Source organism: Methylomonas sp. HW2-6 (assembly GCF_052474525.1).
In genome coordinates this window covers 2663600-2675925 of record NZ_CP184124.1, presented here as the reverse complement: position 1 = coordinate 2675925, position 12326 = coordinate 2663600, and the positions used below count along the sequence as shown (strand labels likewise).

Below are 12326 nucleotides of genomic sequence, written 5' to 3'. Positions count from 1 at the left end.
AGCCAATTACGGTTAGGGAGTCGCCCATGAAGCCGAGTTCAATCAACATATTTGCGTATTTAGCGGTAGCACTGGTCGCTACAATACAAGCGCCTGTTGCGCATGCGACAGACCTCGACATCGCCGATCTGCCGTTGTTCGTGACCGCGAGCATGCCTCCTAACGTTCTGCTGACACTGGACGATTCTGGCAGTATGGCTTGGGGCTACGTTCCGGATGGTTTGGATACCAATCAAGGCACAAAACGCTTCAAAGCCGCCAATTTCAACGCGATCTATTACAATCCAACTGTAACTTATACCCCTCCTCCCAAATACAACGGCGGTAACTGTAAGTTGGATAATACCAATCCTTCGACCTGTTACCCGAACGTTAGCTTCACCGACGCACCGATTAACGGTTTCGATACCAGTCGCGGCACAGTGAACTTATCGAGCAATTACCGTGTGACACTCGAATATAACCCAAACAATAGTTCGCAGACTTTTGCGTCTTCTCCATCTTCCGGCGGCCGCGCTTTTTATTATTTGTTTGATAGTACAAACGCTAGCTGCGACGGAACTAAATCCGATGAAGATTGCTACGATTACTACGATGTCACAACACTGTCGGCCACTGCGCAACAAAATTTCGCTAACTGGTATTCTTATTACCGGACACGCAACTTGGCGACTGTATCGGCAGCGATGAATGGTTTTGCCGGTCTGAGTGGTAGCATTCGGGTCGCTTGGCAGGCCATCAATTCTTGTAACAGTTTCGGCACCAGTTGCAACGGCTGGGGCAGTCCTGGGCAAAATATCGACAACCGTATACGTCGATTGAACGCGGTTACTCATACCGAGACTACAAACACAATATTGAGTAGCAACACCACTACGACCAATTACAGTTACACCTGTACGGCGCTCTTTAATGAGAGAAACGACATAGGCCGAGACGACCGTATCGAACTGAGTAGCTGTACCCAAACGTCGCCTATTGCTGGGACAGGTTTTCCGCCTACATCCGGCCAAGGTTCGCCTGCCAATGCGACTCTAGGCCTTGTAACGGCCAGTTGCAGCAACGTTACTTATTGTAAGAACTATTACACCACTGGAACATCCATTAACAGCGGCGTATACCGAATAAATGTTCCCAACAGCATCGCCAGCGATTCTTCAAATATCTCCAACGTAGTAATTTCCTGGAACGAAACAGTCACCACTACCGTTTATGAAACCAGGGACGTGACTCACAAAGAAGATCTGTTCAACTGGCTGTCAAGATTCCCAGCGTCCGGCGGTACTTACTTGCTGAAAGCGGCAAACAATGCTGGCAAATATTTCCAGGGCACCGTGAATATCAATCACCCTTACGCGGAAGACCCACAAATTTTGGACGGCAACCATTATGCCTGCCGCCGTAGCGTCCACTTGATGATGACCGACGGCAGTTGGTGCGGCGATGCCGCTTCCGACTACGCCGGTATTGGCGACACCAATAGTACCGCGACCAGCGTTCCGCTGGGCCCGGACGGCAGCAGCAACTATAGTTGGACACCCAGTTTCCCATTCCGGGACAAGCAAGCGACCAACCTTGCGGATATCGCCTTTTATTATTGGGCGCAGGATTTGCAAACCGGCATCGCCAACAAACTGAGCCCGTTGATTCGGGAAGCGTCGACCAACACCGACTTGGCCGCGAAAAAGTCGGAAGAGTGGTTTAATCCCAAAAATGATCCGGCAACCTGGCAACATTTGAACACGTACTCGGTTGGTCTGGGATTAAGCGGCAGCTTGGTCAGTCCTTATCCGAACTGGGGCGGTAATACTTACACTGGCGATTATGACAAGCTGGTGGCGGGCACCTCCTGCCCCACCAGCACAACGAGTTCCAGTTCTCCATCCCAGTCTTGCTGGCCTTATACTGCAAACGGGGAAAGCTGTGCAGGTTATGTAGCTTCCACGCCAAGCAAAATTTACGACTTATGGCATGCGGCAATCAGCGGCAGAGGCAAATTTTTCGGCACCGAAAGTGCGGCTGACTTGGTCGACGCATTCAACAGCATCCTGCACGAGGTGGCTGATGAAAGTATGACCGCTGCCGCGCTGGCAGCCAACTCCACCGGTTTGCAAACGACAACGTTGCTCTATCAGGCGCAATTCGACCCCTCGGATTGGTCCGGGCATTTCTACGCCAGACCAATCAATCCAACGACAGGTCTGCCCTTAGACAGCGTATGGGATGCAGCAACACTGATTCCCGATCCTGATGTTAGGAAACAACACATATTCACTTACAATGGCACTAATGGAATTTTATTTGACAGTTGTTCAACGCTTAACTCTTCACAACAGTCGGCTTTGAATAGCACGGACAATAGTTGCACAAACAGACTGAATTGGCTTCGCGGCTACACAATCAGCGACTTCCGTGAACGTAAAAACACCCTTCTTGGCGACATAGTAAACTCCGACCCCTACTTTGTGAAAAACACTGATTTCGGTTTTACCGCATTGCCTTCAGGTACCGCTGGACAATCCACCTACGCTGCTTATATCGCAGACAATATTGATCGAACTCCCATGGTATACGTTGGGGCCAACGACGGCATGTTGCATGGTTTCCAAGCCGACACAGGCCAGACCAATTCCGGCAAAGAAATATTTGCCTATATTCCGGCCGGGGTTTACGGTCAGTTAAGTGCCCTAACCAGCCCGGATTATAATCACCGCTACTTTGTGGACTCCGGCCCCCTAGCCAGCGACGCCTACTTGTCTGGCTCATGGAAAACAGTTTTGGTCGGCGGTTTAGGCAAAGGCGGCAAGACTATTTATGCTTTAGATGTCACCGATCCGACAAATTTCAGTCAAACCAATGTGATGTGGGAGTTTCCGAACAATGCGAATTTAAAGAAGGATTCCACCATTGCGACTGACTTAGGTTACACCTACAGCCAACCGCAAATCGGCCTACTTCGAGACGGTACCAACGTTATCTGGGCGGCGATTTTTGGCAACGGTTATAACAGTTCATCCGGCAAAGCATTCTTATTCATCGTCAATTTGTCCAATGGCGATCTGATCAAAAAGATCGAGACTAATAGCGAAACTAGCAACGGTCTATCGACACCGTATCTCCTGGACGCCGATGGTGACAAAATTATCGATGCAGTCTATGCTGGCGACTTACAGGGAAATTTATGGAAATTCGATTTAAGTGGCGAAAATTCTACGGCCTGGGGTTTGGGCAACGGCGGTGCCGCGCTATTTACGGCAGTAAATAGTGCAAATCAAAGACAACCCATTACATCGCAACCACTAACCGGCGGCCACCCCGACGGCGGGTTTTTAGTGTATTTCGGCACCGGAAGTTACATAACAACCACCGATGCCTCCAACACTGACGGGCAAACGTTTTACGGTATCTGGGACAAACCCAGCACCTCCGGCACTGTTTCGCGTTCGGCATTACAATCGCAAACCATCGTGACCACGACGACTGCATTCGGTTCTGACATCCGCTTGACCACAAGCAATACCGTCGACTGGTCTTCGAAAAGAGGATGGTATCTCGATCTCAGTGTCGGCGAGCGGGTAAACTCTGCACCGCTAATCAGGTATGGCAGAGTGATATTCGCGACCACCATACCTAAATCGGATCCCTGCGAGTCCGGAGGCACGACGTGGTTGAACGAAATCGATTTAATCACTGGAGGAGCACCCACTGCTTCGTCTTTCGATTTGAATAACGATAAGAAATTCGATGATAGTGACAAAGTTAAAATCAACGGTGTCCTGTTTTCGGTCACTGGGTTGCAGTCGACGGTCGGCATAGCAAAAGCTCCGATTTGGCTAGAATCTACTAACGGCAATAACTGTGTTGCGTTCAAAGAAATGTCCGGCAGTAACGGAGAAATCATGACGATCGCCAACAACTGCGGCAGCGGCTCAGGAACAGGGAGTTCAGGTACGGTAAAACGGGAATATTGGATTCAAATTCAATAAAGACAGGCGACGGCCGTACGGGACAGTCCAAAACTAAAACGCAGGTGTAAATCGGAACGTAAGCACATGAAGAAACAGATGGGATTCACCTTGATCGAACTGATGATTACCGTAGCCATCATCGGCATTTTGGCCGCAATAGCCATTCCCAGTTATCAGGATTATGTCATGCGTGCACGGCGTAGCGACGCCAAAGGCGCATTACTGGGGCTGGCAAACGCGTTGGAGCGGCAATTCACCGCCACCAATTCTTACTGCGACGCTGGAGGAGCAGGCGGAGCAGATGCTTGCGGAACTAATTCGAATGACACGGGCTCGCCGTCAATTTATGCCACACAGGTACCCATTGATGGTGGAACCGCCACTTACAATTTAACGATTTTTGCTGCAACTCAGAATTCTTACACAATTCAAGCCTCACCGACCGGCAGGCAGACCTCGGACAAATGCGGCACGCTGATCATTAATAACTTGGGAACGAAAAGCGTGTCGGGTGGCAGTTTGGACGCCACCACCTGCTGGGCCAAATAAACAGGTTTATGCGCTGAAATCGAATAGCATGGATTTAGCCGGACATAGGAAATCGGCATCAAATTATCAACATCGCATCGCCGTAACTGAAAAAACGGTAACGTTGGTCTATGGCATGGCGGTAGGCGGCCATTACCGCGTCGTAACCGGCAAACGCGGAAACCAACATGAGTAATGTCGACTCCGGCAAATGAAAGTTGGTGAATAACGCGTCGATCGATTTAAAACGGTAACCGGGCGTAATAAACAAATCGGTATCGCCGACTCCCGCCGCCAGCTGACCGCCAGCTGACGCCGACTCCAACGCCCTGACCGCAGTCGTCCCTATCGCGACCACCCGCCCTCCCCGCAACCGCGCAGCTTCGACCGCAGCGACAACGCTTGGCGAAACGCTGTAAAACTCTTTATGCATGGTGTGCTGGCTCAGGTCTTCCACTCGCACCGGCCTGAAGGTGCCGCTACCGACATGTAAGGTCACAAACGCCCGTTTCACACCTTTGCGGTCCAGCCTATCCAACACCGCCTGGTCGAAATGTAGACCGGCGGTCGGCGCCGCGACGGCGCCGGCCTGTTCCGCGAACACGGTCTGATAGCGTTCCAGATCGCTATTTTCATCATCGCGATTGATATACGGCGGCAGCGGAATATGTCCAACTTCGTCCAACAACGCCAGGACACCATCAGCCCCAGAAAAACGTAGACGGAATAAATCCGCCTCCCGCTCGACGACTTCCAGACAAGAGCCGTTTTCCAACTGAATCCTGGCGCCCGGCTTCGGCGACTTGCTGGCTCTGATATGAGCCAAAGCCTGCTGCTGGCTTTCGATGCGTTCGATCAAAATCTCGACCTTACCGCCGCTGGCTTTACGACCGAAAATACGTGCTGGAATCACCTTAGTATCATTGAATACTAATAAGTCATCAGGCGACAACAAGTCGACCAAATCGGTAAACTGGCGGTCAAACACTACACTGCTTGACTTATCCAGGTGTAACAGGCGGCTGGCGCTACGCTGCGGTAAGGGGTATTGGGCAATTAACTCTTCCGGCAAGCGGTAATTGAAGTCGCTCTTTTTCATCATAAGATTGGGTAACGATAAGGCGTCCGGTGGCTACCGAACCGAGAATAGATGGGCAAACAAAAAACCGGCTTAATTCGATATGTCGTCGGGGGTAGTGGACGATTCGTCCGTTTGCTGTATGGCAGGTAATGAGCGGATGGCAATAACCAGCTCTGCCAAACTAGGGTCTGCCGGTAACCGTTCGGTCATCAAATACGGCATCAGTTCGACGTCTTCCATATCCAATACGCGTAGAAAGGCATGTTGCCGTTGTGGGGGGGCGGACAAATACGCGTGTTCTAAATAGCGGAGCAATAATAAATCCAGTTCCAAGGTGCCGCGCCGGCAACGCCAGCGCAGTTTATTCAATTCGCTCACAAGTGGTCGCGTTCTACCAACCGCTTCTTGATTTCGGCAATGGCCTTGGCCGGATTCAGACCTTTCGGACAAGTGTCGGTACAATTCATGATGGTATGGCAGCGGTAGAGCTTGAACGATTCGTCCAATTCGTCTAAGCGTTCCTTATCGTTGTCGTCGCGGCTATCCGCCAACCAGCGGTAGGCTTGCAACAAAATCGCCGGCCCAAGGTACTTATCGCTGTTCCACCAATAACTCGGGCAACTGGTCGAACAGCAGGCGCACAGCACACATTCGTAGAGACCGTCCAATTTAGCCCGATCTTCCCGACTTTGCAGCCGTTCGCTATCGGCCGGCGCTTCAGCTGAAGCCGTCAGCCAAGGTTTGATCGATGCATACTGTTCGAAAAAATGGCTCATGTCGGCCACCAAATCCTTGATTACCGACATATGCGGCAGCGGGAATATCTTGATGGTGCCTTGGTAATCGCTGATGGCTTTGGTGCAGGCCAAGGTGTTTTTGCCGTTGATGTTCATTGCGCACGAACCGCAGACCCCTTCTCGACAGGAGCGGCGAAAGGTCAAGCTGCTATCGATTTCGTTCTTGATCTTCAAAATCGCATCCAGCACCATCGGGCCGCAGTGATCCATATCGATCTCGTAACTATCGATCCGCGGATTTTCTCCCGAGTCGGGGTCCCAACGGTAGACTTGAAACAAGCGGACGTTAGTTGCCCCGTCAGCTTTGTACAACTTGCCTTTTTTGACGACGGAGTTTCTGGGTAAAGTAAATTCAACCATTAGTAGACCCTCTCTTTCGGCGCCACGACTTCCACTTCGTCAGTCAGCGTATATAAATGGACAGGACGATAATCGATAGTTACTTGATTATCCTGGCGCCAAGTCAATGTGTGTTTCAGCCAGTTTTTGTCGTCACGCTGCGGAAAATCCTCGCGGGCGTGGCCGCCGCGGCTTTCTTGCCGGTTGGCGGCGGCGGCAATCGTGACTTGGGCTTGGCCCAACAGATTATCCAGCTCCAGCGTTTCCACCAAATCGGTATTCCAGATCAACGATTTATCGCCGACTTTGACATCACCGAACGATGCGGCAATCTCTCCGATGCGTTCCACGCCTTCCCGTAAAGTCTCGGCGGTACGGAATACCGCCGCCTTGGCCTGCATCGTGGTTTGCATGTCCAAGCGAATCTCGGCGGTCTTTCTGCTGCCGTTGGCATGGCGGATAGCGTCGAACCGCGACAAGGCTTTGTCGCAGGCGTCTTTTATCAAAGGTTTATGCGGCATGCCCGGCTTGATCAATTCGGTGGCACGAATCGCGGCGGCGCGGCCGAATACGACCAAGTCCAGCAAAGAATTGGACCCCAACCGGTTGGCGCCGTGAACCGAGACGCAAGCCGTTTCCCCAATCGCCATCAGACCCGGCACCACGCGGTCGGGATCGCCGTCCTTCAAGGTCACGACTTCGGCTTTATAGTTGGTCGGAATACCGCCCATGTTGTAATGCACGGTTGGAATCACCGGAATCGGCTGTTTGGTGACATCGACGCCGGCAAAGATGCGCGCCGTTTCGGCGATACCGGGCAGGCGTTCGTGAATGATGGCCGGATCAAGGTGTTCCAGGTGCAGCAATGCGTGGTCTTGTTTCGGACCGACGCCGCGGCCGGCGTTAACTTCCATCGTGATCGCCCGGCTGACCACATCGCGCGACGCCAAGTCTTTCGCGTTGGGCGCGTAATTGGGCATGAACCGTTCGCCTTCGGAATTGGTCAGGTAACCGCCCTCGCCTCTCGCGCCTTCGGTGATCAGACAACCGGAGCCGTAAATACCGGTCGGATGGAACTGGACGAACTCCATGTCCTGTAGCGGCAAACCGGCCCGCAGGACCATGCCGTTACCGTCGCCGGTCACCGTGTGCGCCGAGGTACAAGAGAAAAACGCCCGGCCGTAACCGCCGGTCGCCAGCACGGTTTGATGACCGCGAAACAGATGAATCGAACCGTCATCCAGACACCACGCCAGCACGCCGCGGCATTCGCCGTCTTCCATGATCAGATCCAGCGCGATGTATTCGACGAAAAACTCGGCGTTGTGCTTTAAAGCTTGTTGATACAGCGTGTGCAGAATGGCATGGCCGGTAACGTCGGCCGCCGCGCAAGTGCGTTGCGCCTGCGCCTTACCGTAATGGGTGGACATGCCGCCGAACGCGCGCTGGTAAATTTTGCCTTCCGCGGTCCGCGAAAACGGTACGCCATAGTGCTCCAGTTCGATGATGGCCGGAATTGCCTCGCGGCACATGTATTCGATGGCGTCCTGATCGCCCAGCCAATCCGAACCTTTGACGGTATCGTACATATGGAACCGCCAGTCGTCTTCGCCCATGTTGCCCAATGCCGCACTGATACCGCCCTGCGCCGCCACCGTATGACTGCGGGTCGGAAACACCTTGCTGATACAAGCGGTTTTCAGCCCTTTCTCCACCATGCCGAAAGTCGCTCGCAAACCGGCACCGCCGGCGCCAACCACCACCACATCGTGCTGGTGTTCAATGATGTTATATGCTGAGGCCATGATTTACCTTGCCAGAAGAATGATGACGATCGCCACTAACGCTGCGATGCCCAAAACCAAAAAAGTCAGATTGGTAGCCCGAATCGCCAAATGCCTTACCGGAATCGTCGATACGTAGTCCTCGATCACCACCTGTACCCCCAAAGCGGCGTGGTAAACCACCGCAACTGTCCAAGCGATGATAGCCAGCGTATTAAGCGGCGACGACAACCATGTCACGGTATCGGCGTATGGCGCATTCAAGGCCTTGTGCAACAGTATCAACAACCAAACCGATAGAGGCACCAAAGCAACTGCAGTCACCCGCTGGTACCAAAAGTGGCCCGATCCGCTGTGCACCGAGAAAAAATCGGCGGCTTTTTCCACGCAGGCTTTGTAATCCATAACCATCCTCCCTAATCAGGAAACGATAAACGTTAATAGCGTCAACGACGCCGAACACGCCAGTTCGTAAATTGCAAATTTATCCAGCGTCGCCCGCTCGAAGGTCTTACCGACATCCCAGATCAAATGCCGGATACCATGGACCAGATGAAAAAATAGCGCGTAAATAAAGCCCCAATACACCAGTTTGAATAACCAATACGCCATAAACGCCTGCATCGCCAGATAGGCGCTTTCGCCGGCGGCAATGGCAAACAGCACGTACACGAACAACACCAGGCCCATCGACAAAAACACGCCGGTCATCCGGTGGGTGATGGATACCAATCCGGTCAGCGGTAAGCGGTACACCTGCAAATGGGGGGAAAGCGGTCGATTGGCAGACATAAATGACCCTATGTTGAATTTGAATTAATCGCGGCGTCAAAAATCGACGCATCGTCCCTTGCGTTCCCAATCGCCGAAGCGAGTGGGTTCCGGCCCTTTCGGACCGTTGAACTCTTCCGGCTTGGCCGGGGTTGGTTCGGCTGAAGCCGGCTTCGATGCCGCCGGCTTCGATGCCACCGTCTCCTCAGCAGTCACTTTTTCGTCGCTAACGTTCGATGGTGTCATATCGATTTGACAATAGGCTGGCGATCGACAATTGCCACAAAATCCCGGCGCGGCGGCCCCACGTAAAGCTGCCGTGGCCGGCTAATCGGTGTGGCGGTTTCTTCCATCATTTCCAGCCAGTGCGCGACCCATCCCGCGGTCCTGGCGATAGCGAACATCACGGTAAACATATCCACCGGAATATGCAGTGCCTTGTAGATGATGCCGGAATAAAAATCGACGTTGGGATAGAGTTTTTTCTCGATGAAGTAATCGTCTTTCAGGGCAAATTCTTCCAAAGCCAACGCCAATTCGAATAGTGGGTCGTTGGTATGGGTGCGCTCTAAGACCTCGTAGCAAGTTTTGCGAATGATGGTCGCCCGCGGATCGAAGTTTTTGTAAACCCGATGACCAAACCCCATCAGGCGGAATGGATCGTTCGGGTCTTTGGCCTTGGCAATGTAGTTCGGTACGTTTTCGACACTGCCGATCTGCGCCAGCATGTTCAACACCGCCTCGTTGGCGCCGCCGTGCGCCGGTCCCCACAAAGCGGCAATCCCGGCCGCGACGCAGGCATAAGGATTGGCGCCGGTGCTGCCGGCCATCCTTACCGTCGAGGTACTGGCGTTTTGCTCGTGGTCGGCATGCAGAATGAACAGCAGGTTCAATGCTTTGACCAGATTGGGATCGATGTAGTGGTTCTGGTCGATGTAGTTCTGCGAAGAGCGCGAAAACATCATGTTCAGAAAGTTTTCGCAGTAGCTCAAATCCATGCGCGGATAGACGAAGGGGCGACCGACCGAGTGCCGGTAAGAGGCTGCAGCGATAGTCGGCATCTTGCCCAGCAGCCTTGCCGCGCAGATGCGCCGGCTGTCGGGATCCTTGATATTCAAATCGCTATGGTAGAACGCCGACAAGGAACCGACCACTCCAACCAGCATTGCCATCGGATGGGCGTCGTAATGAAAACCGTCGAAGAATTTGCGCAGCGATTCGTGGATAGTCGCGCGGTCGCTGATTTCCTCGTTGAAGTCGCGCAACTGGGTCTGATCCGGCAACTCGCCATTCATCAACAAGTAAGCCACTTCGGTGAATTCGCAGTTCTCGGCCAACTGCTCTATCGGATAACCGCGGTACAACAAGATACCCTTGTCGCCGTCGATATAGGTAATTTTGCTTTTACAGCTGGCGGTCGCGATAAAGCCCGGATCGTAAGTGAAACAACCCAAATCCTTGTTCAAGGAGCGCATATCCGCAGTATCTGCACCTAAAGACCCCTTCAACAACGGATATTCCACTTCTTTCCCGGTGGCATTATGCCTAACCGTTAAAGTCTCGTTTGACATGGTTTCCTCAGTATTCTGTTAGCAGAAGCTTAGCAGGCAGACCGATTATCACACAGCATGATTGATCGACCAACCCTAAATCCGCAGCTCGGCTCGGAAGGATGGGCCGGTATGGCTGGCTAGCCGCGTCGAAGTCCGGTATTCGCTACCAGCCGGTGAATTGGCGCTTTGAGGTCGTCGGTTAAACGTACTGTCCGGCGCACCAGCCCGACGCCCAAGCCCATTGAAAGTTGTAGCCGCCCAGCCATCCGGTCACGTCCACCACCTCGCCAATGAAATATAAACCCGGTACCTGCAAACACTGCATGGTCTTTGACGAAAGACTGTCGCAATCGACTCCACCTACTGTAACCTCTGCGGTTCGGTAGCCTTCGCTGCCGTTTGGTTTGACGGTCCAGGTGTGGAGGCGTGTAGCCACCGCATCTATTTGCTTGTCGGAGCAATTTGCCGCCGCAGCCAGCAGGTAATTGTCGTCGAGCAAGGCTTGCAACAGTCGTTTGGGCAGATACTCTGCGAGTAAATTTTGCAATTTGGTATTGTTGCCATTACTACGCGCGGCTTTCAAGCGTTCGACCAGATCGAATTCGGGCAGCAAATCGATCGACAAGGTCTCGCCGGGGCGCCAATAAGACGAGATTTGTAAAATCGCCGGGCCGCTCAAACCTCTATGGGTAAACAGCAGGTTTTCTCGAAAAGTCCGCTCGCCGCAACTAGCCCGACAAGCCACGGCAATTCCGGATAGCGGCGCAAGGCGCCGACCATCGTCATCCTGCCAAGTCAACGGCACCAAGCCGGCCCGAGTCGGCCAAACCTTGATGCCAAATTGCTCGGCGACCCGATAGCCGAAAGGCGTGGCACCCATCTTCGGAATCGACAAACCGCCGCTAGCGATCACCAGGCTGTCCGAGCGGCGCTCGCCGAGGCTGGTGTCTAAGACGAAGCCGCCGTTTTCTGTCTGTTGCAACTTGTCGATCCGGCAATTCAACTCGATGACCACGCCATATTGCCGACATTCCGCCAGCAACGCATTCAGAATATCCTTGGCGCTGTCGTCGCAGAACAATTGGCCGTGCAAACGCTCGTGGTAGGGTATTCCATGCCGGTGAACGAAATCGATGAAATCCCATTGCGTGAAGCGGCTTAACGCCGATTTGCAAAAATGCGGATTGTGCGAAATGTAATTTGCCGCCTCCACCGTGTAATTGGTGAAATTGCAGCGACCTCCGCCCGACATCAATATTTTCTTGCCCGCCCGGTTAGCATGATCCAGCACCCGGACTTTACGGCCGCGTTTGCCGGCCTCGATGGCACACATTAATCCGGATGCACCAGCGCCAATAATAATCACGTTCGAATTATCCATTCCGAGCAACTTGTAATAGCCTAAAAAAATCGGTAAAAAGTGAGGGTATTCTAACCGCATTTCTCCGCAGGCCGCGGCGCTGCTCACGGCAACGCTCCGTCGGCTTGCAAGCCCTCAATTCTCA

11 protein-coding genes are annotated in these 12326 nt (G+C 53.0%); 2 read left to right on the top strand and 9 right to left on the bottom strand.

Annotated elements, in window-relative coordinates; all coding sequences use genetic code 11:
- Positions 1 to 26: 26 nt before the first annotated feature.
- Both ACH518_RS13250 and ACH518_RS13245 read left to right on the top strand, forming a co-directional pair.
- Positions 27 to 3986: a pilus assembly protein gene (locus tag ACH518_RS13250; protein WP_445370422.1), complete on the top strand. Its 3960-nt coding sequence runs from the start codon at positions 27 to 29 to the stop codon at positions 3984 to 3986.
- 66 nt (positions 3987 to 4052) lie between these two features.
- Positions 4053 to 4517: a type IV pilin protein gene (locus ACH518_RS13245; RefSeq protein ID WP_445370421.1), complete on the top strand. Its 465-nt coding sequence runs from the start codon at positions 4053 to 4055 to the stop codon at positions 4515 to 4517.
- A gap of 58 nt (positions 4518 to 4575) precedes the next feature.
- On the opposite strand, the gene queA is transcribed toward ACH518_RS13245, so the two are convergent.
- The 9 genes from queA to ACH518_RS13200 form a co-directional block, all read right to left on the bottom strand.
- Complete coding sequence (gene queA, locus ACH518_RS13240; RefSeq protein WP_445372996.1) at positions 4576 to 5595, bottom strand: tRNA preQ1(34) S-adenosylmethionine ribosyltransferase-isomerase QueA; 1020 nt, start codon at positions 5593 to 5595, stop codon at positions 4576 to 4578.
- Positions 5596 to 5667: 72 nt separating this feature from the next.
- Positions 5668 to 5955: an FAD assembly factor SdhE gene (locus ACH518_RS13235; protein ID WP_445370420.1), complete on the bottom strand. Its 288-nt coding sequence runs from the start codon at positions 5953 to 5955 to the stop codon at positions 5668 to 5670.
- Positions 5952 to 6734 (bottom strand): succinate dehydrogenase iron-sulfur subunit, encoded by a 783-nt coding sequence (locus ACH518_RS13230; RefSeq protein ID WP_445370419.1) that lies wholly within the window; start codon positions 6732 to 6734, stop codon positions 5952 to 5954. Before ACH518_RS13230 ends, ACH518_RS13235 begins: the two co-directional genes overlap by 4 nt.
- Positions 6734 to 8518: a succinate dehydrogenase flavoprotein subunit gene (gene sdhA, locus ACH518_RS13225; RefSeq protein WP_445370418.1), complete on the bottom strand. Its 1785-nt coding sequence runs from the start codon at positions 8516 to 8518 to the stop codon at positions 6734 to 6736. Before sdhA ends, ACH518_RS13230 begins: the two co-directional genes overlap by 1 nt.
- A gap of 3 nt (positions 8519 to 8521) precedes the next feature.
- Positions 8522 to 8902, bottom strand: coding sequence for a succinate dehydrogenase, hydrophobic membrane anchor protein (gene sdhD / locus ACH518_RS13220; RefSeq protein WP_140913809.1), 381 nt, complete (start codon positions 8900 to 8902; stop codon positions 8522 to 8524).
- 15 nt (positions 8903 to 8917) lie between these two features.
- Positions 8918 to 9289 carry a succinate dehydrogenase, cytochrome b556 subunit gene (sdhC, locus tag ACH518_RS13215; RefSeq protein ID WP_140913808.1) on the bottom strand — a complete coding sequence of 124 codons (372 nt, stop codon included), beginning with the start codon at positions 9287 to 9289 and terminating at the stop codon, positions 8918 to 8920.
- A 36-nt stretch (positions 9290 to 9325) separates the two neighbouring features.
- Entirely contained in the window at positions 9326 to 9514 is a 189-nt protein-coding gene (locus tag ACH518_RS13210; protein WP_445370417.1) for a DUF1674 domain-containing protein, read from the bottom strand.
- Complete coding sequence (locus tag ACH518_RS13205; protein WP_278212170.1) at positions 9511 to 10839, bottom strand: citrate synthase; 1329 nt, start codon at positions 10837 to 10839, stop codon at positions 9511 to 9513. Before ACH518_RS13205 ends, ACH518_RS13210 begins: the two co-directional genes overlap by 4 nt.
- A gap of 181 nt (positions 10840 to 11020) precedes the next feature.
- Entirely contained in the window at positions 11021 to 12202 is a 1182-nt protein-coding gene (locus ACH518_RS13200; protein WP_445370416.1) for an NAD(P)/FAD-dependent oxidoreductase, read from the bottom strand.
- Between the last annotated feature and the right edge of the window lie 124 nt (positions 12203 to 12326).